Source organism: Paraburkholderia sp. Ac-20340, from assembly GCF_017104965.1.
Lineage (GTDB): Bacteria > Pseudomonadota > Gammaproteobacteria > Burkholderiales > Burkholderiaceae > Paraburkholderia.
The window spans coordinates 47,155-67,819 of record NZ_JAAGPR010000029.1; the positions used below are offsets into that span (position 1 = coordinate 47,155).

General features: G+C 65.2%; 18 protein-coding genes. 9 read left to right on the forward strand and 9 right to left on the reverse strand.

Annotation, left to right across the window (positions count from 1 at the left end; translation table 11 throughout):
• Window positions 1–6 precede the first annotated feature (6 nt).
• Complete coding sequence (locus G3N59_RS28120) at window positions 7–363, reverse strand: STAS domain-containing protein (protein WP_205986100.1); 357 nt, start codon at window positions 361–363, stop codon at window positions 7–9.
• Window positions 364–378: 15 nt separating this feature from the next.
• Window positions 379–1,242, reverse strand: coding sequence for an STAS domain-containing protein (locus G3N59_RS28125; protein ID WP_205986101.1), 864 nt, complete (start codon window positions 1,240–1,242; stop codon window positions 379–381).
• A gap of 400 nt (window positions 1,243–1,642) precedes the next feature.
• On the opposite strand from G3N59_RS28125, the gene G3N59_RS28130 reads away from it, so the two are divergent.
• From G3N59_RS28130 to G3N59_RS28150, 5 genes are all read left to right on the forward strand, one after another.
• The gene (locus tag G3N59_RS28130; protein ID WP_205986102.1) at window positions 1,643–1,888 is read left to right on the forward strand and encodes a hypothetical protein; all 246 of its coding nucleotides are present in this window, start codon (window positions 1,643–1,645) and stop codon (window positions 1,886–1,888) included.
• Window positions 1,889–2,195: 307 nt separating this feature from the next.
• A complete protein-coding gene (locus G3N59_RS28135; protein WP_205986103.1) occupies window positions 2,196–2,834 on the forward strand; it encodes an ABC transporter substrate-binding protein in 639 nt (212 codons plus the stop codon).
• A 265-nt stretch (window positions 2,835–3,099) separates the two neighbouring features.
• A complete protein-coding gene (locus G3N59_RS28140) occupies window positions 3,100–5,040 on the forward strand; it encodes an AI-2E family transporter (RefSeq protein ID WP_205986104.1) in 1,941 nt (646 codons plus the stop codon).
• 79 nt (window positions 5,041–5,119) lie between these two features.
• The gene (locus tag G3N59_RS28145; RefSeq protein WP_205986105.1) at window positions 5,120–5,359 is read left to right on the forward strand and encodes a hypothetical protein; all 240 of its coding nucleotides are present in this window, start codon (window positions 5,120–5,122) and stop codon (window positions 5,357–5,359) included.
• A 68-nt stretch (window positions 5,360–5,427) separates the two neighbouring features.
• Window positions 5,428–5,883, forward strand: a complete 456-nt coding sequence (locus G3N59_RS28150) for a hypothetical protein (RefSeq protein ID WP_205986106.1) — start codon at window positions 5,428–5,430, stop codon at window positions 5,881–5,883.
• Between the two features lie 294 nt (window positions 5,884–6,177).
• Here G3N59_RS28150 and G3N59_RS28155 read toward each other — a convergent pair whose 3' ends face one another.
• Window positions 6,178–7,569 carry an aldehyde dehydrogenase family protein gene (locus G3N59_RS28155; protein ID WP_205986107.1) on the reverse strand — a complete coding sequence of 464 codons (1,392 nt, stop codon included), beginning with the start codon at window positions 7,567–7,569 and terminating at the stop codon, window positions 6,178–6,180.
• A gap of 109 nt (window positions 7,570–7,678) precedes the next feature.
• On the opposite strand from G3N59_RS28155, the gene G3N59_RS28160 reads away from it, so the two are divergent.
• Window positions 7,679–8,557 (forward strand): LysR family transcriptional regulator, encoded by an 879-nt coding sequence (locus G3N59_RS28160; RefSeq protein ID WP_205986108.1) that lies wholly within the window; start codon window positions 7,679–7,681, stop codon window positions 8,555–8,557.
• A 155-nt stretch (window positions 8,558–8,712) separates the two neighbouring features.
• Here G3N59_RS28160 and G3N59_RS28165 read toward each other — a convergent pair whose 3' ends face one another.
• Entirely contained in the window at window positions 8,713–10,179 is a 1,467-nt protein-coding gene (locus G3N59_RS28165) for an MFS transporter (RefSeq protein ID WP_205986109.1), read from the reverse strand.
• A 138-nt stretch (window positions 10,180–10,317) separates the two neighbouring features.
• Here G3N59_RS28165 and G3N59_RS28170 point away from each other — a divergent pair, with 138 nt between their 5' ends.
• The gene (locus tag G3N59_RS28170) at window positions 10,318–11,190 is read left to right on the forward strand and encodes a LysR family transcriptional regulator (protein ID WP_205986110.1); all 873 of its coding nucleotides are present in this window, start codon (window positions 10,318–10,320) and stop codon (window positions 11,188–11,190) included.
• Between the two features lie 19 nt (window positions 11,191–11,209).
• Here G3N59_RS28170 and G3N59_RS28175 read toward each other — a convergent pair whose 3' ends face one another.
• From G3N59_RS28175 to G3N59_RS28195, 5 genes are all read right to left on the reverse strand, one after another.
• Window positions 11,210–12,409 (reverse strand): tyrosine-type recombinase/integrase, encoded by a 1,200-nt coding sequence (locus G3N59_RS28175; protein WP_205986111.1) that lies wholly within the window; start codon window positions 12,407–12,409, stop codon window positions 11,210–11,212.
• A 102-nt stretch (window positions 12,410–12,511) separates the two neighbouring features.
• Window positions 12,512–14,269 carry a flotillin family protein gene (locus tag G3N59_RS28180; RefSeq protein ID WP_205986112.1) on the reverse strand — a complete coding sequence of 586 codons (1,758 nt, stop codon included), beginning with the start codon at window positions 14,267–14,269 and terminating at the stop codon, window positions 12,512–12,514.
• A gap of 90 nt (window positions 14,270–14,359) precedes the next feature.
• On the reverse strand, window positions 14,360–15,019 hold the full coding sequence (locus tag G3N59_RS28185) for an OB-fold-containig protein (RefSeq protein ID WP_205986113.1): 660 nt from the start codon (window positions 15,017–15,019) through the stop codon (window positions 14,360–14,362).
• Between the two features lie 199 nt (window positions 15,020–15,218).
• Complete coding sequence (locus tag G3N59_RS28190) at window positions 15,219–16,067, reverse strand: class I SAM-dependent methyltransferase (RefSeq protein WP_205986114.1); 849 nt, start codon at window positions 16,065–16,067, stop codon at window positions 15,219–15,221.
• A gap of 36 nt (window positions 16,068–16,103) precedes the next feature.
• A complete protein-coding gene (locus G3N59_RS28195) occupies window positions 16,104–17,084 on the reverse strand; it encodes a LysR substrate-binding domain-containing protein (protein WP_205986115.1) in 981 nt (326 codons plus the stop codon).
• Between the two features lie 138 nt (window positions 17,085–17,222).
• Here G3N59_RS28195 and G3N59_RS28200 point away from each other — a divergent pair, with 138 nt between their 5' ends.
• Together G3N59_RS28200 and G3N59_RS28205 are read left to right on the forward strand one after the other, a co-directional pair.
• Entirely contained in the window at window positions 17,223–18,974 is a 1,752-nt protein-coding gene (locus tag G3N59_RS28200) for an IlvD/Edd family dehydratase (protein ID WP_205986116.1), read from the forward strand.
• Window positions 18,975–19,027: 53 nt separating this feature from the next.
• Window positions 19,028–20,626, forward strand: a complete 1,599-nt coding sequence (locus tag G3N59_RS28205; protein ID WP_205986150.1) for an aldehyde dehydrogenase (NADP(+)) — start codon at window positions 19,028–19,030, stop codon at window positions 20,624–20,626.
• Window positions 20,627–20,665: the final 39 nt, after the last annotated feature.

Consider the following 20,665-nt stretch of genomic DNA (forward strand, 5'->3'; position numbering starts at 1 on the left):
GGCGTGCTAGACCTGACGCTGCTTGAGCAGCGCCATGCCTTTTTCGACATTAAGGGCGGTGCGCACGCCGGTGAGCGTGAGACCGAGTTCGACCAGCGTGATCGCCACCGACGGCTGCATGCCGACCACCACGGTCTGCGCATCGAGCACCATCGCCATCGCCGCCGTGTTCGAAATCATCCGGCCGATGAACGAATCCACCACATCGAGCGCGGAAATATCGATCAGCACGCCCTTGGCGGATTCCTTGACGATGCGCGCGGTGAGATCGTCCTGCAGCGCGATCGCGAGGCGGTCGTGCATGTCCACCTGGATCGAGACGATCAGGCAGTCGCCCAGACGCAGAATCGGAATGCGTTCCATCGCGCGCCTGCTCCCTTAAGCCGCGGCTTTCGGCTTGATGATCGACGAGCCGGTGCGCTGCAGCGCGATCACGAAGGCGTCGGCGAGCGTGGATTTGGTGGTGACGTTGGTGAGATCGACGCCCAGATGCACGATGGTCTGCGCGATCTGCGGACGGATGCCGCTGATGATGCAGTCCGCGCCCATCAGCCGCGCGGCGGCCACGGTCTTGAGCAGATGCTGGGCGACGAGGGTATCGACGGTCGGCACGCCGGTGATGTCGATGATCGCGAGGCCCGCGCCAGTATCGACGATCTTCTGCAGCAGGCTTTCCATCACCACCTGGGTGCGCGCGGAATCGAGCGTGCCGATCAGCGGCAGCGCCAGAATGCCTTCCCACAACTGCACGACCGGCGTGGAGAGCTCCAGCAGTTCCTCCTGCTGACGCGCGATGATCGCTTCGCGGCTCTTCTGGAACACCTCGGTGGTGTAGAGGCCCAGTTCGTCGATCAGCAGATTGATCGACCAGCTGACTTCGGCCAGCTCGGCGGGATTCACGAAGCTCTCGCGCAGACGCGCATAGAGCGGCTGCTTGAGCGAGAACACGAAAGTGGCGGTTTCGGCGGGCGTGAAACCCTGGCGCGCGCGATGAGCCGACATATCGGCGAGAAAAGCGCGCACCGGCTCCCATTCCGGGCGATTGACGTCGAGCGCGTCGGACTTTGCGAGCGTGTCGAGAAACACCTTGAGGAAGGTCGAAAACTGCTCGCGGATCTCCGCTTCCATGGCGAGACCGCGGCGCAGCGCGATGGGCAGATGCAGGCGGACCCAGTCGGCGAGCAGGGCGTCGCGATGCGGGTTCAGAACATCTTCGAGACGAGCCCGTTCGGGTGTGTTCATGCGATCTCTCCTGCAGTCTGGCGGTGCGCTTGCAGTCTCTATTTTTGAGACGGAACCGCTGCACCTTACACCATTGTCGTGATTGAAGCTATTACCCGTGGGCAAAAAGATCGGGAACGGAATGGGTGTTTTTGGGGTTTTTTGAGGTCGCGGGCGAGTCGGTAAAGTCCTTTTGTATTAAGGGGTTTAACGCTTTTGCAGGGTGTGCTTGTAGTTTTTACACACGATGGCGATGCCGGGCATGTCGGAGCCTTGAAGCGCGATTCGGGAATTGGGTGCGGGACCGCACTCTGGCGTGAGGGAATCGCTCGCATCGCGCGGTTTTTTGTGGCTGGACGCGCTGGTACGGAGATTGCTCTGTATTGACCGCCACACACAAAAACGAGGAGAGGGGTGCCACATGAAGATCGATCCCGTTTCACTACAGGAATCGACGCCAACGGGTCTCAGCAGCGGAACGGCAGGGGCCGCGTTCGCTACCGCGCAAGGACTGGCGGACGAGGTCGCCGAGGACGAGAAAGGCCTGCGGGTCTTGTCGAGATTGTCGTATTGCGTTGCCTGGCTGTTTGGGCTGGAGGCTTTCCTTATGGAGCCTGCGGCGGCTGGACAGGCGGGGCAAGGGTTTGAGGGGAGGGGGCGCGAATAAAGCGCCGGGACGGCCGGCTGACCTGTTGGTTGAGGTCGGCTGGTCGTCACCTGACGGGTTTTTGCCGTTCTGTATCTGCTGGGTCTTTCGCTGGTCTTCTGGACCCGGTTTCTGTAACAAAATCCCGGTAGATGTAACGTGACGTAACAGGTTTTTTGGACCTGGGTGTGGGGTTACGTTTGTGTTCCGCGGTTTGTTCGATCAAAACTCGCAAAAACATAGAAAAGAAAAGACCTTGAAACACACCCATCGCCCGAATGCTTTATAAAAGTGGCGACAGCCAGCCAGAAAACCGACCGAGCCCCGCATGAAGACCGTCCTGCAAATCATCACGCTACTCACCGCCCTGACCGGCCTGCTTCCCCACACAGCCAGCGCAGCACCGCAACAAGTCGACCAGACCGACCCGCAGGCGCTGATCAAGACCGCCACCCAGCAAGTGCTCGACGAAGTCCGCGCCCAGTCGATCACCCCCGACGACATCCCGCGCATCCGCAGCATCGTCGATCGCGACATCCTCCCGTACGTCGATTTCCAGCGCACGACGCAGCTTTCGATGGGCCGCCACTGGCGCACCGCCACGCCCGCCCAGCAGCAACAGGTGATGCAGCAGTTCCAGCTTCTGCTGATCCACCTCTACGCCGGCGCCCTGGCGCAACTGAAGCCCGATCAGCAGATCGAATACACCCCCATGCGCAACGCCCCGACGGATACCGACGTCGTCGTGCGCACCCTCGCGCAAACCAGCGGCAAGCCCGTCGAGATCGACTATCGCCTCTACAAGACGCCGAACGGCTGGCGCCTCTACGACCTGAACGTGCTCGGCGCCTGGCTGATCCAGACTTACCGCGCCCAGTTCAACGAAAAGATCCAGCAAGGCGGCGTAGACGGCCTGATCCAGTTCCTGAGCTCGCGCAATCAGCAACTCGAAGCTGGCAAACCCTGACGCGCGCAGACTGCGCGCCTTTTCGCCCGTCGCGCGTCTGCGTTACGCTCGCGCGCGGCACGCCGCTTGCCCTGCCCATGCCAGGCAAACCGGAACGCAAGCGGCGTGAATCAAGCCACGCATACCCAAATGATTTCGCCCGTTGCCGCCCATTGCGCGCAGCGCGCACTACCCTGAATGCAGGTGCGCCCCGATGCGCGAACCCAATTCGCACCACGAATCGCCAAATGAATCCTATGACCGTCCCCGCCACGGTCGCCATGCCATGAATTTTCCGCTTCCGCCTCCCGAGCGGCCGCAGTTCGGCCACGCTCACGCGACGCCCGGCAGCCGCCGCAACCGCGTGTTCCCCCCGAGCACGCCGACCGTCCACACGCTCGCCTCCGTCATCACCGGCGTGGTGGTCGTCTGCGGTCTGTACTTCGGCCGCGCGGTGCTGATTCCGATCACGCTTTCGGTGCTGCTGAGCTTTCTGCTCGCGCCGCTCGTCAACGCGCTGCGCCGCCTGCGCCTGCCGCAGTTCCTGTCGATCATGATCGCCGTGCTCGCCACCGTGCTCGCGCTGGCGGGCGTGAGCGCGCTGATCGGCGCGCAGGTCGTGCAGCTTGCCGCCGATCTGCCGCAGTATCAGGAAGCCATCGAGCAGAAAATCGAGACGGTGCAGGAAAAGACCGTCGGCCGCGCCGATTCGCTGATGACGCGCGCCGCCGCCGCATTGCAGCGCGTGACGCCCACGCCACCGCCCGCGCCGCCCCAGCCGCGCGGGCGCGCCGCGCGCAATCAGCCGCAGCAGCCGATGCCAGTCGAGGTCCACACGCCCGCGCCCACGCCGATGCAGCTCGCGCAGAAAGCGTTTTCGCCGGTCATCGCACCGCTCGAAACCGGCTTTATCGTGCTGGTGGTGACGATCTTCATCCTGCTGCAGCGCGAGGATCTGCGCGACCGGCTCATCAGTGTGTTCGGCTCCGACGATCTGCACCGCACGACGACCGCCATCAACGACGCCTCCGAGCGTCTGTCGCGCTACTTCGTCGCGCAACTGGGCGTGAACGTTTCGGTGGGCGCGGTGCTCGCGGTGGGGCTGGCGGGCATCGGCGTGCCGGGCGCGCTGCTGTTCGGCGCGTGCGCGGCGCTGCTGCGTTTCGTGCCGTACATCGGCATCTGGATCGCCGCCGTGATGGCCACGATTCTGGCCGCCGCGATCCAGCCGCAATGGACCATGGCAGTCTGGACGCTGATCTTCTTTATCGTCGTCGATGTGGTGGCGGGGCAGTTCGCCGAGCCGATGCTCTATGGCCGCCGTTCGGGTCTTTCGCCGCTCGCGGTGGTGGTGGCGGCCATTTTCTGGAGCTGGCTCTGGGGGCCGATCGGTCTGGTTTTGTCGACGCCGCTGACGCTGTGCATCGTCACGCTCGGCCGTTACGTGGATCGATTGAATTTTCTGACCATCCTGCTCGGCGATCAGCCCGCGCTCACGCCCGCGCAAACCTGCTACCAGCGTCTGCTCGCCGACGATCCGCATGAGGCGCTGTTGCAGGCCGACCGCCTGCTCGCCGATATGCCGCTGATCGATTACTACGAACAGGTGGTGTTCGAAGGGCTGCGGTTCGCCCGCAACGACGTGCTGCGCGGCGTGCTGCCGGCCGAGCAGCTGGCGCGCATCAATCAGGCGCTGCTCGATATCGTCGAAGATCTCGAATCCGTCGACGATTCGCGCCACGCGGCGCTGGAAGATGCGAATGCGCGCCGCAATGGCGATGCCGTCGATGCGCCGCTGGACGTGCCGCACGACGGCCGCGCCGTGCTGTGCATTCCGGGGCGCGGCGCCTTCGACGACGTGGTGGCCGCCATCGTCTGCCAGTTGCTGATGCGCGCGCGCATTCCCTGCACGGCGACCACCTACGACGACGTGCGCAACACGAAAGCGGGCATGGTGGATGCGCTGGATATCCACGCGATTTGCGTGGTGTCGCTCGATGCCGCGGAATCGCCGCCGTACCTTCGCAACCTGGTGCGGCGCGTGCGCGAGCGGGCGCCTGCCATGCCGATCATCGTCGGCGTGCGGGCGATGCGTCGCGACGAAGGCATGGGGATTGCCACCGACGATGCCGGTACGCATCTCGCCGCGACGCTGCGCGATCTCGTGGAGGAGTGCGGCACGGCGCTGACGCGCCAGCCGGAGGCGGCCGCGCGACAACAAATGTGACAGTCACGCTGGCGTCACATTCATGTCTGATGATATGCGCCCCTGTGCCCCTGGTTGCGGCATCACTAGGAGACATGAATTGTTGAGCCCTCACGAGTTCGCCACGCTGATGTTGATCCGCCACGCGCCGGAACAGATCGACATGAACCGTCACGAACTCGACACCCTGCTTGAACGCCAGCTCGTCGCGCTCGAAACGCGCGCCGAGGGACTGTGCCTGCCGTCGCTCACGACCGCGGGCCATTCGTTGCTCGCCGCGCTCGGCCGCGTCGAGCCCGTGCGCGTGATGCACGACGATATGAGTTTCGATACGCATTGAGGCGGATTAAGACCGCGCAGCCGGCGGGCGATGATCAAGCCCGCATAGAATGGGCGTCCGTTCAAAACATGCCGGGCTCGCCGGCCGTTTCCCCGCCGATGAACCGTCTTTCCCTCGCACTGACATTCGCGCTCAACGCCGCTTTGCTTGCGGCGTCGCTTGATCTTGCCCACGCCGCCGATCTAGATCGCAGCGACCCCGACCGCGCGCAGATTCTGGCGGCCGCGCACCGAGATCGCAAGGAAGACGGGCGCTACATCGTGCTGGAGATGGTCAAGACGGGCGACGTGGCTTTTCTCTGTGCGGCCATCCGTTTGCCGCAAGGCTCGATCGAACAGACCGACGATGCAATCGACATCGATCTGCTTGCGTTCCAGAAGACAGCCGGAGTCTGGAAGAACGTTGCGAGCGCAGCCAATTTCAGCGCAATCCCGCTCGATCGCGAGGCCTGCGCACCGGAAGGGCACGCATTCAAGACCCGCGCCAGCATCATCGCGTTCATCAAGCGCTTCAGCGGGCCCTGACGTACGCACTACGCGCTCCGTCCGCGCAAAAAAAATCGCCGGCGGTTGCCCGCCGGCGCTCAATCTTCGACTCTGCATGGTCCCTGAATGAACGGGGACAGGGTATGGTGCGCGGCGCACGAACCGGCAAGTCGGTCGATTCGCTGCCGTGCTCCATGACCTGATTAACGGTCATCGCGACAAAAGGTTGAATTCGGAAAAACCCGCTCGCTCGCTAACCCTGGCAGGGCCAGAATCGGTAAAAAATACCTTCCAGGAAGGCGCAAAACGTATTCGCGCCTTCCGTCGGACTGCTTAGCGGCGATCCACCCAGACCGTCTGGATGTTGCAGAACTCGTGCAGCCCGAAGCTCGACAGTTCGCGCCCGAAGCCGCTCTTCTTCACGCCGCCCACCGTCACGCGCGGATCGGTCGCCACGTCGCCGTTGATAAAGACCGCGCCCGTTTCGATCTGCGCCGCCATTGCGTTCGCGCGCTCGACGTCGGCCGACCAGATCGTGCCGCCCAGACCGAATTCGCTGTCGTTGGCCAGTTCGACCGCGTGCTGCGCGTCGCGCGCCACCACGATCGCCGCGACCGGCCCGAACAGTTCTTCCTTGAACGCCGTCATGCCCGGCTGCACGTCGGCGAGAATCGTCGGCGCGTAGTAGTTGCCCGCGCCTTCGATCTTGTTGCCGCCCAGCACGAGGCGCGCGCCTTCGGCGATCGAACGCTCGACCTGGTGGTGCAGTTCATCGCGCAGGTCGTAACGCGCCATCGGGCCGATAAAGGTGCTGTCCTCGCGCGGCGCACCCACGCGCAGCGCCTTCACGGCTTCGACGAAACGCGCTTCGAATTCGGCGGCGATGCTTTCCTCGACGATCAGGCGCTTGGCCGCGAGGCACACCTGGCCGGTATTGCCGTAGCGGCCCAGCACGGCGGAGCGCACGGCTTCGTTCAGATCGGCATCGGCGAGCACGATGAAGGCGTCCGAGCCGCCCAGTTCGAGCACGCACTTCTTGAGCGCCGCGCCCGCCTGCTGCGCGATGGCCGCACCGGCACGCACGCTGCCCGTCACGGCGATGGCGGCGATGCGCGCATCGGCGATCACCGGCGCGACGCGCTCGGGCGGCAGGTTCAGCACTTCGAAGGCGCCTTCCGGCAGGTCGGTGGCGGCGAGCGCGTCGCGCAGCAGATAGGCGCTGCCCATCACGTTCGGCGCGTGCTTGAGCACGTACGTGTTACCCGCGAGCAGCATGCTCACCGCGCCGCGCAGCACTTGCCAGATCGGGAAATTCCACGGCATGACCGCGAGGATCGGGCCGAGCGGACGGAATTCCTGACGCGCGACGCCGCTTTGCACCGGCGCGTTGAGCGGCGCGAGCATGGCCGGGCCGTTTTCGGCGTACCACTCGGCCAGCGCCGCGCACTTCTCGACTTCGCCGCGCGCCTGCACGACGGGCTTGCCCATTTCGTCGGCGATCATGTTGGCGAAGACCTGCTTGCGCTCGCGCAGCACGTGCGCGAGTTGCACCAGCACGGCGGCGCGCTGGGCGACCGGCGTGTCGCGCCAGGTGCGCGCGGCGCTGGCCGTGCGCACGAGCGCGGCTTCGACGGCGACTTCGCTGTCGAACGCATAGGTGGCGATGATGTCGCCGTTGGCGGGGTTGCGCGAGACGGCGCCGGTCGTGTCGATGTGTGCGGTCATGCTGGGCTCCTGGCAGGAAACATGAGATGGGATGAGCCACAGCATACGAGCTGGCAATGCTCAGTAAAAGTGAATAATATTGAACAAATTGTTCTCTGGGAGAGAGGGTGTGGAGCTGGCTCAATTGCAGATCTTTCGCGAAATCGCCGATGCAGGCAGCGTGCAGGCCGCCGCGCTGCGGCTGCATCGCGTGCCGTCCAATCTCACGACGCGGCTCAAGCAACTGGAAGAAGAACTGGGGGCGGAACTCTTTATCCGCGAAAAGATGCGTCTGCGGCTGTCTGCGACAGGCGCGGCGTTTCTCGACTACACGCGCCGCATCCTCGATCTCGCCGACGAAGCGAAACTCTCGGTTGCCGGCGACGAACCGCGCGGCGTGCTGCCGCTAGGCTCGCTCGAAAGCACGGCGGCTGTGCGCATTCCGCCGGTGCTGGCGGCGTTTCATCAGCGCTATCCGGAAGTGGCGCTCGATCTGTCGACCGGGCCGTCGGGCAAGCTGATCGATCGCGTGCTCGAAGGCGAACTGGCCGCGGCTTTCGTCGACGGGCCGCTTTCGCATCCGGCGCTCACGGGCGTGCCGGTGTTCAACGAGGAACTGGTGCTGATCTCGGCGGTGAACCGCGCGCCCATCAAGCGCGCGCAGGACGTGAACGGCGCGAACATCTACGCGTTCCGCTCGAACTGCTCGTATCGGCGAATTTTCGAACGCTGGTTCGAGGAGGATTGCGCGGCACCTGGGCGCGTGTTCGAACTGGAGTCGTATCACGGCATGCTGGCGTGTGTTTCGGCGGGCGCGGGGCTCGCGCTGCTGCCCGCGAGCATGCTGGAAAACATGCCGAGCCGCGCTTCGGTGATGGCGCACACGTTGCCGGTTTCCGTGCGCAATGTGTCGATCCATCTGGTCTGGCGGCGCGATCTGCGCGCGCCGGCTGCGCTGCGTCGGCTGGTGGACATGCTGGAAGCGCAGGCGCTGGCCGCCGCGCAGTGAAAAGCGCCCCGGCACGCGCATGCACCCGTGCCGGGGCCAACCCCAGTCCAGACCGGCTCAGCGAGCGGCCCAGGCAGTCTCGGAGAAGACTGGCCGCATCGTAGCAAGCGTGCGCGCAGGCGTGAACGAAGGCTTCGGCATATCGTAATGAACGCTCAATCGTGCGGATGCAAGCGGCGATGCAGCGGCGCCAGCGCCATCGACAGCACCACGCACACGCACAGAATCGCCACCAGCGCGAACATCGACACCTTGAAGCCCGCCGCGTAATCGAGCGCGCCAGGATGCTCGCCCAGGCGCGCGAAAAAGAGCCCGCCGAGCGTCGCTGCGCCCACGGCCGCGCCGATCTGCAGCATTGCCGTGACCATGCCCGACGCCACGCCCGCACGCGCCGGTTCGACCTCCGCGAGCACGATCCGCACGACCGAAGGCAGCACCAGACCCTGGCCGATACCCATCGCCGCGAGCCCGACGTAGAAGCCCGTGCCCGGCGCCGTGGCGCCCGCGAGCGACGCCGCCGTGGCAAGGCCCAGCGCGATCATCGCGTAACCCAGCGTCAGCACCCGATATCCGCCGATGCGCGCCACCAGACGCGGCATCAACAAGGGACTCGACAGAAAGCCCACGCCGAACGGCAGGATCGCGAACCCCGACGCCAGCGGCGTCCAGTGCAGCCCGCTCTGGAGATAAATCCCGTAGCTCAGGAAAAACGCGCTGAGCAGATAGAACAGAAACGCCAGCGCCAGACCGAGCGCCACGACGGGATTGCGCAACAGCCGCACGTCGAGCAGCGGGTCTTTGCCTGCGGCCAGCGTGCGCAGTTCCACGCGCAGCAGCAGGCCGAGCACCGGCACCGACGCCGCAAGGCAGAACAGCATCCACGCGGGCCAGCCTTCTTCGCGTCCGCGCGTGAGCGGATACACCAGCATCAGCAGAAACAGCGAGAGCAGCAGCGTGCCGGGCACGTCGATGCGCGCGCCGCGCGGCGGCCGGCTTTCCGGGATAAACCGCCAACTGCCGAGCAGCGCGAGCACACCGATCGGCAGATTGACGAGAAAGATCGCGCGCCAGCCCAGGCCAAACGGATGCAGGCTGATGAGCGCGCCGCCGCCCAACTGGCCGATCACCGCCGCAACGCCGAACACGAAACCGTACAGCCCCATCACGCGCACCTGCTCGTGCGGCGCGTAGACGCTGCGGATCGTCGCCAGCACCTGCGGCGCGAGCACGGCGGCGAACAGGCCTTGCAGGATGCGCCCGAGCACCAGCACCGAAGCGCTCGACGCCAGGCCGCAGAGCGTGGAGGCCAGCACGAAGCCCGCCATGCCGATCATGAACATGCGCTTGCGGCCGTAGAGATCGCCCAGCCGCCCGCCGGTGATCTGCGCGACGGCGTTGGCGCACGCGTATGCCGACACCACGAGTTCCAGCTGCGACGGGCTGGCGGCGAGCCCGCGGTGTATCGACGGCATCGCCAGATTGACGATGAAGTAATCGACTGGCGGCAGGATCGCGCCGATCAGCAGCACCACGAGCGCCCAGCCGGAATGACCGTGCGCGGCAGCGCCGCAAGCGGGTGCCGCGGCCACGGGCGGCGCGGCGGTCAGGGTGTTGTCACTCATGACGGACCTTTCTGGAGAGTTGCGCGGGCGCGTTGCAGCGCACCATCGGCAGGCCATTGTGCTATAGCACGCATCCGGCGGAAAAGCGGGAATAGGTGGTACTATCCATCGACTTATTCGATGGATAGCGAGGGCAGGATGCGCGGTTTCGAACTCGACCAGTTGCGCTCGTTCACGGTGGTGGCGGACGCGGGCAGCCTCACGGCCGCCGCGCCCACGCTGCATCTTTCGCAGTCCACCGTGAGCGAGCAGATGCGCAAGCTGGAGGCGCGCGCGGGCGTGCCGCTATTCGTGCGCAGCAAGCGCGGCGTCGAGACCACGCCGGCCGGCTCGCGGCTGCTGGAACACGCGCGGCGCATCGTGGCGCTCAACGAAGCCGCCTTCGACGATGTGCGCGGCCAGGCGATCAAGGGCGAGTTGCGCGTCGCCATCACCGATTACTACCGCACCCACGAAGTGGCGGGCATGCTTGCGCGCCTGCGCGAGTGTTATCCGCAGCTGAGCCTGCACGTGAGCACGATGAAAAGCGTGGAGATCGAGCAGGCGCATGCGCGCGGCCAGATCGATCTGGGCGTGGTGATGAATATGTCGGTGGGCGCCGTGCGGCCCGCGAGCGGCGACGCGCGCTGGGTGCTGCGCCGCGAGCCTTTGTATTGGGTGGCGTCGCCTGCGCTGGCGGAATCGCTGCCCGATCCGCTGCCGCTCGTGCTGCTGCCCGGCGACTGCATGCTGCATCAGATCGCGGTGCACGCGCTGCAAGAGCAGGGCCGCGCGTTCGTGATGGGGCATAGCGCGTCGGGCGTGGCGGGCCTGCAGTCGATGCTGGCGGCGGGGCTGGGCGTGGGCTGCCTGTGCGCGTCGGCGGTGCCGGACGGCCTGGTGCGCCTGAGCGCGCGCTACCGCTTGCCCGCGCTGCCCGAGGCGGTGTTTTCGCTCACGCCGCCGCTACCCGGCGAAAACGAAACGGTGACGCAGGCGCGCGAGGTGTTGGCGCGCCAGTTGGTGGTGTGACGGGGCGATGTGAGCGCGCTCACCACTTGATCCGGTGCTTCTCGTCGGTTTCGCGGTGGCGCACGTCGTCGTCGCTATGCAGATAGAGGCTGGTCGTGCTCAGCGACGCGTGACCGAGGTTGTCGCGCACGAGGCGCAGATCGACATCGCCATCGGCCATATGCGAGCCCGCGCTATGCCGCAGCCAGTGCGCCGACGCGCTTTCGAGCCGCGCCGCGCGCGCCTGCGCGTGCTCCGCATCGGCTGATCCGACCGTTCCGCCCATCTCGCGCAGCCGTTGCGCGGCGCCCGCGAAAATCCCTTTGACGATGGTGTGCAGCGCCGTGCGCGTGAGCGGTTTGACCGATTTGCCGATCGGCAGCACGAGCGGCGTGGTTTCATGCGGCGCGGGCAGCGCACTGAGCTCGCGGGCGCGGCGATAGCGCGTAAGCTCGGTCATCATTTCGGCGGTTGCGGGCACGAGACGGCGGCGCTCGCCTTTGCCGAGCACATCGAGCCACCAGCGCTCCACGCCCGAACTGTCGCGCCGCACGAAAAAATCGCCCATCGTATTCGTGCCGACTTCGGAAATGCGCAGGCCGCCCAGATACAGCAGCGTGAGCAGCCAGCGGGTGCGGCCGTGGTGTTCGCGCTGGCGCGCGGTCTCGAGCGGCAGGCTGTCGACGTAAGCCTTCACCTCGTCCCAGAGTTCGCGTTCGAGATAGCGCGTGATACGCGGCGCCGCGCGGCGCGCGCGCTGACGCGACAGCGAAAGCGGATTCCCCGCCAGATAGCCCGCGCTCACCAGCCAGGAAAACAGCGCGTTGAGGATCACCATCGCCTGGCGCTGGCTCGTGGCGGAAAGCGGGCCGTAGAACGGCCGCCAGCGCGGATCGTCGCGGGCGTGCTTGCGGCCGCCGCCCGCGACCCAGCGCGCGGCGGGCTGCGGATCGGCGAGAAATTGCTGATACGCGAGCAGATCCTCATGTGTGAGCGACGACAGCGGCTTGCCCAGTTGCACGATGGCCCAGAGCAGCAGGCGCTCGGCTTCCTTGCGGTAGGTCTCGAAAGTGGCCTTCGAATCGGCGATGCGCGCGAGCCACGCGCGGATTGCTTCGAGGTCGTTGGCCGCCGCGATCTGCATGCGGCCGTGCGCGCGATTGACGCCGTCGCGGCCATCGAGATCGGCGGGCAGTTCGAGAGCGTCGAGCGGACGGGGAGCGAGCAGGGCGGTGTGCATGGGCAAAGCGTGACGGAAACCACGCGGACTATAACGCGGATCGCCCGCTGCCCGAAGGCCGCGCGAGCCTCGATGGAAGGCCCGCGCGGCGAGTCGCGCCGATTATGCCGTGGCGCTACCGTCGGTCAGGCGCGCTTCGTGATGCGCGGCATGAGAGGTATCGACGCCATTGATTGCGGGCGTCGCAGCGGGAGACGCCGCGGTGTGCGCGCCCTCGATTGTGCTCGCCACGCCCGGCACCATCGCCGGCAACGACGCGCCGTTCAGGCCGATTTCCTTGAGCAACGAATCGACGAGCGGCGCATGCGTGCGGTAAGCCAGCGCCGCCGACATCGCCTGCTCGGCGAGATTGCCGGTTCCGTTGCCGGTTCCAGTGCCCATTGCGCCCACGCCATCGGCAGCGATGCCGCCCTGACGATTGAGCCCATCGACCTGAATGATCTTGATGCCTTCGATCGACTTCATCGGCTCGACGGTCTGCTCGATGATCGACGGCAGCGCCTGCAGCAGCGCGAGCTTGAACTTCAGGCTGGTCTGATCGGAAGAAAGCGTGTTGATTGCGTCGTTCAAGGCGCGTTGCGCTTCGGCTTCGGCGATGCCTTTCTTGCGGGCCGCCTCGGCCAGCTCGACGATGGCCGTGGCCTGCATCTGCGCGGCTTCGCGTTCCGCGCGCGCCTTGGTCGTCACGTGCACAGCGCTGGTTTCCGCTTCCTGCGCGGCTTCGATCAGCGCGACCTGCTTGGCGCGGTCGGCTTCGGCGGTGCGGCGCGTGGTTTCCACGAGCTGCTCGGCCTTGACGGCTTCGGCGAGCGACTCATTGGCGCGCGCCTGGGCTTGCGATTGCGCCTCGGACTTCTGCGCGATGATGATCGCGCGTTCCTGTTCGGCGATCTGCGTGACCTTGGCCTGCTCGATTTCCTTCACGCGGATTTCGCGGTCGGCTTCCACCTTGCGCGAGCGCACGGCCTGTTCGCGTTCGATCTCCGACTCCTGCACCTGACGTTCCGCGCCGATACGGCTTTGCTCCGCTTCCTGATGACGCTGCGCCTCGAAGGCGGTGATGCGCGCGTTCTGCTCCGCCGTGCGCGTCTTCACCTGCTGCTCCTGTTCGAGCTTCATGAAGGCTTCCTGCTGATCGATCTCGAGACGCTTGGAGAGCGCATCGCGATTCTTTTCGCGCACGGAAACTTCGGTATCCTGCTCGACTTCGTTGCGCTCCTTGCGGCGGCGCTCGGTTTCCTGCGTGAGCTTGGTGAGACCTTCGGCGTCGAACGCATTGTTCGGATCGAAGTATTCCTTCGAGGTCTGGTTGAAGTTGGTCAGCGAAACGCTTTCCAGTTCGAGACCGTTCTTGGTGAGGTCTTCTGCGACGGTGTTCTGCACGCCTTGCACGAATTTTTCGCGCGCGTCCTGCAGATCCTGCATGGTCATTTGCGCGGCGGTGGAGCGCAGCGCATCGACGAACTTGTCGTCCACCAGCGCGCGCAGATTTTCCGGCGCGAGCGTGCGCTGGCCGAGCGTTTGCGCGGCGGTGGAGACGCCTTCGGCGGTGGGCGCGACGCGCACGAAGAAGGCCACGACGACATCCACGCGCATGCGATCTTTGGTGATCAGGCTGTCACGCGACGCGCGGCTGACTTCGAGCTTCAGCGTGTTCATGTTGATGGGGATGACTTCGTGGAACACCGGCAGCACGACGGCGCCGCCGCTCATGATGACGCGCTGGCCGCCGAGGCCGGTGCGCACGAAGGCGCGTTCTGCCGATGCGCGTACGTAGAGACGCGCGAAGATCAGGCCGATCAGGCACAGGCCGACGATGACCGCGAGGCCGATGGCGCCGTAGAAGATGATGGTATCCATTGCGATGTCTGACTCATGTGATGCCTCTCCCCCGGCCCCTCTCCCAGGGGAGAGGGGTGTAAAAAGTCCCTCTCCCGGAGGGAGAGGGATTTAGGGAGAGGGAGCAGGATCGGGCCTTTTGATCGCCCGATAGAGCGAACCCGAAACCCGCGTAGTAATCAACACCGTTTGCCCGCGCACAAACACGAGCCCGGCTTCATCCGGTTCGACGCGAACGTAATGCGCCTGGCCGAATTCATCGACGAAACGCCCTTCAGCCGGATTGCCTTGCGTCGCTTCGCCCGTGACGATACGCACGGCTCGACCAATAAAATCGATCTCCGAAAGCGCGCTGGTTTCTTCCTGCGGCACGATGCGGCCAATCGGCTTGCCGGTTTTACGCACGAAAACCAGCGCAAGCGGCAGCGCCAGACACGCGGCAAATGCAGGCGGCAACATGAAATGAAATAGCCCGTGCAGCACCGATTGCAATAACAGCCCCGCAACCGCAAAGCCCGTGAGAAACAACACCAGTAAAACCAGAAACGGCACACGGCCTACATGCAGCCAGCCAAGAAATTGCCCGGCAAGCCCCGCTTCGCCGCCACTCGCCGCGTGATCGATATCGAATTGATGGGCAATCAGATTGCCCGCATGCGCGGTGACGCTAAATCCAAATAACAGCGTCACGCTTTCCAGAACGGCAATCACCAGCATGATGCCGATCGCCACGATGAATGGCGCATATCCCGCTTGCAGCAAGGAGGTCATTGAGTTTTTTCTGTTCTGCGTTATCCCGCTGTAAGTTTATATCGTTTTGATGCAATGCACTAAATGCACTGCGAATAAACGCGCAAATAAACTAATGCGGTGTGCATTAATCTAGCCTTTTGCGCGTAAAAATACCGTAAAGATTAGTGGCTTCGGTGACGGGATAATGACTGTCGCGAAAACTTAAATTAATTTGCGATTAAACCCTCGCGATCAGAAACGATTCGCCCATTGCGGGCCGCAAACCGTCGCTGCGATCGGCGAAATAACGCGCGACGATTTCCTCTGTGCCGATATGTTCGGCGTGCGAGAAACCGGCTTCGCGCGCGAGGTCGAGCATCTCCCCGGGCCGGAAGAAGCTCTCGAACGGCGTGCCCGCCGCCCGCGCGCGCTCGTAGACGGCGGCGTGCTGCGAACGCTCGGGTTCGTCGATCATGTCGAGCGGCAAGGTGAAGGTCATCGCCAGCGTGGTGCCGGGCGCAAGCTGCGCGATCTCGCGCAACGTAGCCAGATTCGCCGCGCGCGTGAGATACATCGACACGCCCGTGGATGCCACCACCGCGCGCTGCGCGACATCGAAACCCGCGCGCACCAGTTGCGCGCGCCACGATTGTCCAGCCTCGAAATCGACGGCCACGAAGCGCAGCCAGTCCTGCTCGCGAAAACCCAGCTCGGCGAGACGCTGGCGTTTCCAGCTCTGCGTATCGGGTTGATCGACTTCGTACACGTGCAGGCGCGAGGCGATCTCGGGATGACGCTGCGCGAACGTGTCGAGCCCCGCGCCCAGCAGCACGTATTGCGTGACGCCTTGCGCGTTCTGTGCGGCGACCAGATCTTCGATCAACCGCGCGCGGCCCACGATCGACGCGCGGTAGCCACGCGTGCCTTCCGGGTCCATGTCGGGACGTTTGCGCCAGAACACGTCGGGCGCGGCAAGCTGCATGCCGATTTCGTCTTCGAGCACATGCGGTTCGGCATCGACCTGAACGTGCAGCGCGCGCCAGAGCGCGGTGCGCACGGCGCTGCTATCGGGAATGGATGCGGGCATCGGCGTCTCCTTGTCGTGCGCAAGCTGCATAGTGCGCTAGCTTAACGAATTCGTATCCTGCGCCGCCGGGCTGTACACCTCGGCGCTCACGGTCCGCAGCGCTTCGATCATCACTTCGGCGGCGGGCGACAGCAGCTTGTCGGCGCGCGTGATGATGCCGAAGTCGTCCATCTGGCAATCCATCGGCAGCGGCAGGATCGCCACCATGCCGTGCGCCGCGTAGTAGCGCGCGACGTCGCCGGTCAGCACGGCGATCATGTCGCTTTGCTCCAGCACGCGCGTGATAAAGAGCAGCGCGGGCGTTTCCACCACGTTCGACGGCGGCGCAAGACTCGCGCGCTGGAACATCAATTCGAAACGATGGCGCAGTACGCTGGCCACCGGCGGCACGACCCAGGTGGCGCGGGCGACATCCGCGAGCGCGAGCGGCCTGGCCGGCGCCTGCGCGAGCAGCGGATGCCCCGGCCGCACGACCGCGCACACCGGCTCGCCGGTGAGCGGTTCGTAACGCAGCGCGAGTTTGTCGTGTTCGGCGGAAAGGCGCCCGAGCACCACGTCGAGTTTGTCCTGCGCCAGATGTTCGAGCAGCACGTTGCTGGCGTCGATCTGCACGGCAATGCGCATGTTCGCATGCGTGCGCTTGACGGCCGCCACGGCGGCCGGCAGCACGCGCACGCCAGGCGAGGTGATCGCGCCCACCGCCACATGCCCGAGCCGCCCGGCCTTGAGCGCAGTCAGTTCTTCCTGCGCCTGGTCGAGACTGCCGAGCACCGCGCGCGCGTGGCGGATCAGCGCGTCGCCGTAGAGCGTGGGCTTCATGCCGCGCGGCATGCGCTCGAACAGCACGGCGTCGAGCATCTCTTCGAGCTCGCGCAGCAGCTTCGAGGCGGCCGGCTGCGTCATGTTCAGCGCCGCCGCCGCGCGATGAATATTGCCTTCTTCCGCGAGCGCGACCACGAGCAGCAACTGCCGCGTCTTGAGCCGCGTGCGCACATACCAGGGGCTTGTCTCCAGCATGGCCGAACCCGATTTCCCAAATAGTTCTAAGCGTTTATACCAATGCCGATTTCGATATCGAAACCGTCGTTTTTTTCATTAGAAGGTTATCAGAGTTCTCCTTAAACTAGGCAAACATTCAGTCCACCAGACCAGACGATGTCGGCAACGAAACCTAAACTGCGCTCCCAACAGTGGTTCGGCACCACGGACAAAAACGGCTTCATGTATCGAAGCTGGATGAAGAATCAGGGCATTCCCGATCACGAGTTCGATGGCCGCCCGGTCATCGGCATCTGCAATACGTGGTCGGAACTCACGCCCTGCAACGCACACTTCCGCAAGCTCGCGGAACACGTCAAGCGCGGCATCTACGAGGCGGGCGGTTTCCCGGTCGAATTCCCGGTGTTCTCGAACGGCGAATCCAATCTGCGCCCCTCGGCGATGCTCACGCGCAATCTCGCGTCGATGGACGTGGAAGAGGCGATTCGCGGCAATCCGATCGACGCCGTCGTGCTGCTGTGCGGCTGCGACAAGACCACGCCCGCGCTGCTGATGGGCGCGGCGAGCGTCGATGTGCCCGCCATCGTCGTGACCGGCGGGCCGATGCTCAACGGCAAGCTCGAAGGCAAGGACATCGGTTCGGGCACGGCCGTGTGGCGTCTGCACGAATCGCTCAAGGCGGGCGAGATCGATCTGCATCATTTCCTCGCGGCCGAAGGCGGCATGTCGCGCTCGGCGGGCACCTGCAACACCATGGGCACGGCGTCGACGATGGCCTGCATGGCCGAATCGCTGGGCGTTTCGCTGCCGCACAACGCGGCGATTCCGGCTGTCGATGCGCGCCGCTACGTGCTCGCGCATATGTCGGGCATGCGCATCGTGCAGATGGCGCTCGAAGACCTGAAGCTGTCGAAGATCCTCACGCGCGAAGCGTTCGAGAACGCAATCCGCACCAATGCGGCGATCGGCGGTTCGACCAACGCGGTGATTCACCTGAAGGCGATCGCGGGCCGTCTTGGCGTGCCGCTCGAACTCGAAGACTGGCAGCGCATTGGCCGCAGCACGCCGACCATCGTCGATCTGCAGCCGTCGGGCCGCTTCCTGATGGAAGAGTTCTATTACGCGGGCGGTCTGCCAGCGGTGCTGCGCCGTCTGGGCGAAGCGAATCTGCTGCCGCACCCGGACGCGCTCACCGTAAACGGCAAGTCCATCTGGGACAACGTGCGCGAAGCGCCGAACTACAACGACGAAGTGATTCGCCAGATCGACAACCCGCTGATCGCGGACGGCGGCATCTGCATCCTGCGCGGCAATCTTGCGCCGCGCGGCGCGGTGCTCAAGCCCTCGGCGGCCACGCCTGAATTGCTCAAGCATCGCGGCCGCGCCGTGGTGTTCGAGAATTTCGATCACTACAAGGCGACCATCGGCGACGAATCGCTCGACGTCGATAAAGACTCGATCCTCGTGATGAAGAACTGCGGCCCGCGCGGTTATCCGGGCATGGCCGAAGTCGGCAATATGGGCCTGCCGCCCAAGCTGCTGCGCCAGGGCGTGAAGGACATGGTGCGGATTTCCGATGCGCGCATGAGCGGCACGGCTTACGGCACGGTGGTGCTGCACGTCGCGCCGGAAGCGGCGGCGGGCGGCCCGCTGGCGGCCGTGCGCAACGGCGACTGGATCGAACTCGATTGCGACAGCGGCCGCCTGCATCTGGAAATCAGTGACGAGGAACTGCAGCGCCGCTTGAGCGATGTCGATCCGGCTGCCGCGCCTGGCGTGGCGGAGCAACTCGGCAAGGGCGGCTACGCGCGCCTGTATGTCGATCACGTGCTGCAAGCCGATGAAGGCTGCGACCTGGACTTCCTCGTCGGCAAGCGCGGGTCCGATGTGCCGCGCCACTCGCACTGAGCCCTGAGCATTCAGCATTGAGCTTTGACGTACGCAAGGATTTCAACATGACGATTGCACTCACGGGCGAACTGCTGATCGGCGCTCAGGCGAAACGCGGCGAAGGCCAGGCGTTTCAGTCGATCGATGCCGCCAGCCAGGACGCCATCGCGCAGCCGGTTTTCCACGGCGCGCTGCAAGGCGACGTCGATCAAGCCTGCGCGCTCGCCGATGAAGCGTTCGACACGTATCGCGCCTTGCCCGCCGAAACGCGCGCGCAGTTTCTCGACGATTGCGCTGCGCGTATCGAAGCGCTCGGCGATGCGCTGATCGAGCGCGCGATGTGCGAAAGCGGTCTGCCGCGTGCACGTCTCGAAGGCGAACGTGCGCGCACGGCGAATCAGCTGCGCATGTTCGCCACGCTCGTGCGTAGCGGCGACGCGCTCGACGCGCGCATCGAACCCGCCTTGCCCGAGCGTCAGCCGCCGCGTACGGATCTGCGCTTCTGGCGCATTGGCGTGGGCCCGGTGGCGGTGTTCGGCGCGAGCAATTTCCCGCTGGCGTTTTCGGTGGCGGGCGGCGATACGGCTTCGGCGCTGGCTGCCGGTTGCCCGGTGGTCGTGAAGGCGCATGCCGCGCATCCGGGCACCTCTGAACTCGTGGGCCGCGCGATCCAGCAAGCGGTTGCGGCGGCGGGCCTGCCTGAAGGCGTGTTCTCGCTGCTGTTCGATGCCGGTTACGAAGTGGGCGCGGCGCTGGTGCAGCATCCGGCGATTCGCGCGGTGGGCTTTACCGGCTCGCGCGCGGGCGGTCTGACGCTGGTGAAACTCGCCGCGGCGCGCACCGAACCGATTCCCGTCTACGCCGAAATGAGCAGCGTGAATCCGAACCTGCTGCTGCCGGGCGCACTGGCCGCGCGTGGCGAAGCGCTGGCGCGTGAATTCGCGGCATCGGCGACGCTCGGTTGCGGGCAGTTCTGCACCAACCCCGGCTTGATGCTGGGCCTCGCGGGCGCGGAATTCGACGCCTTCGCCGCGCATGCCGCGCGCGAATTCAGCGCGGCGAATGCGGGCGTGATGTTGACGCCGGGCATCCTGAGCGCTTATGAGCGCGGCGTGAATCGCCTTGCCCAGCACGCCAGCGTGACTACGCTCGCGCGCGGCGCGGCGGCGCCCGGACGCGCACAAAGCGCGCTGTTCAAGGTCGACGCGCGCGATCTGCTTGCTCACGCAACGATCGGCGAGGAAGTGTTCGGCCCGAGTAGCGTGCTGGTGGAATGCGCGGACGAAAGCGAGTTGCGTGCGGTGCTGCGCGGCATCGAAGGTCAGTTGACGATCACGCTCCACACCGAACCCGCCGATGCCGATCTCGTGCGCTCGCTCTTGCCGCTCATCGAGCGCAAGGCGGGCCGCGTGCTGGCGAACGGTTTCCCGACCGGCGTGGAAGTGTGCGATGCGATGGTGCATGGCGGCCCGTTCCCGGCGACGTCCGATGTGCGCAGCACGTCAGTGGGCACGGCGGCGATCGAGCGCTTTCTGCGGCCGGTCTGTTATCAGAATCTCGCCGACGGGCTGTTGCCCGAAGCGCTGCGCGACGCGAATCCGCTCGCGATCAACCGACGTATTGCGGGTAAATTCGCAGCAAAATTCACGGGCAAACCTGAGAGCACTTAATAAACGCATCGACACAAGCGATAAACACAAGCGACGCAG

What these genes read in the sequence shown, in the direction of transcription:
- G3N59_RS28120 (WP_205986100.1), bottom strand. Translation starts at nt 363, where the DNA reads ATGGAACGCATTCCGATTCTGCGTCTGGGCGACTGCCTGATCGTCTCG.
- G3N59_RS28125 (WP_205986101.1), bottom strand. Translation starts at nt 1,242, where the DNA reads ATGAACACACCCGAACGGGCTCGTCTCGAAGATGTTCTGAACCCGCAT.
- G3N59_RS28130 (WP_205986102.1), top strand. Translation starts at nt 1,643, where the DNA reads ATGAAGATCGATCCCGTTTCACTACAGGAATCGACGCCAACGGGTCTC.
- G3N59_RS28135 (WP_205986103.1), top strand. Translation starts at nt 2,196, where the DNA reads ATGAAGACCGTCCTGCAAATCATCACGCTACTCACCGCCCTGACCGGC.
- G3N59_RS28140 (WP_205986104.1), top strand. Translation starts at nt 3,100, where the DNA reads ATGAATTTTCCGCTTCCGCCTCCCGAGCGGCCGCAGTTCGGCCACGCT.
- G3N59_RS28150 (WP_205986106.1), top strand. Translation starts at nt 5,428, where the DNA reads ATGCCGGGCTCGCCGGCCGTTTCCCCGCCGATGAACCGTCTTTCCCTC.
- G3N59_RS28155 (WP_205986107.1), bottom strand. Translation starts at nt 7,569, where the DNA reads ATGACCGCACACATCGACACGACCGGCGCCGTCTCGCGCAACCCCGCC.
- G3N59_RS28165 (WP_205986109.1), bottom strand. Translation starts at nt 10,179, where the DNA reads ATGAGTGACAACACCCTGACCGCCGCGCCGCCCGTGGCCGCGGCACCC.
- G3N59_RS28170 (WP_205986110.1), top strand. Translation starts at nt 10,318, where the DNA reads ATGCGCGGTTTCGAACTCGACCAGTTGCGCTCGTTCACGGTGGTGGCG.
- G3N59_RS28175 (WP_205986111.1), bottom strand. Translation starts at nt 12,409, where the DNA reads ATGCACACCGCCCTGCTCGCTCCCCGTCCGCTCGACGCTCTCGAACTG.
- G3N59_RS28180 (WP_205986112.1), bottom strand. Translation starts at nt 14,269, where the DNA reads ATGGATACCATCATCTTCTACGGCGCCATCGGCCTCGCGGTCATCGTC.
- G3N59_RS28185 (WP_205986113.1), bottom strand. Translation starts at nt 15,019, where the DNA reads ATGACCTCCTTGCTGCAAGCGGGATATGCGCCATTCATCGTGGCGATC.
- G3N59_RS28190 (WP_205986114.1), bottom strand. Translation starts at nt 16,067, where the DNA reads ATGCCCGCATCCATTCCCGATAGCAGCGCCGTGCGCACCGCGCTCTGG.
- G3N59_RS28195 (WP_205986115.1), bottom strand. Translation starts at nt 17,084, where the DNA reads ATGCTGGAGACAAGCCCCTGGTATGTGCGCACGCGGCTCAAGACGCGG.
- G3N59_RS28200 (WP_205986116.1), top strand. Translation starts at nt 17,223, where the DNA reads ATGTCGGCAACGAAACCTAAACTGCGCTCCCAACAGTGGTTCGGCACC.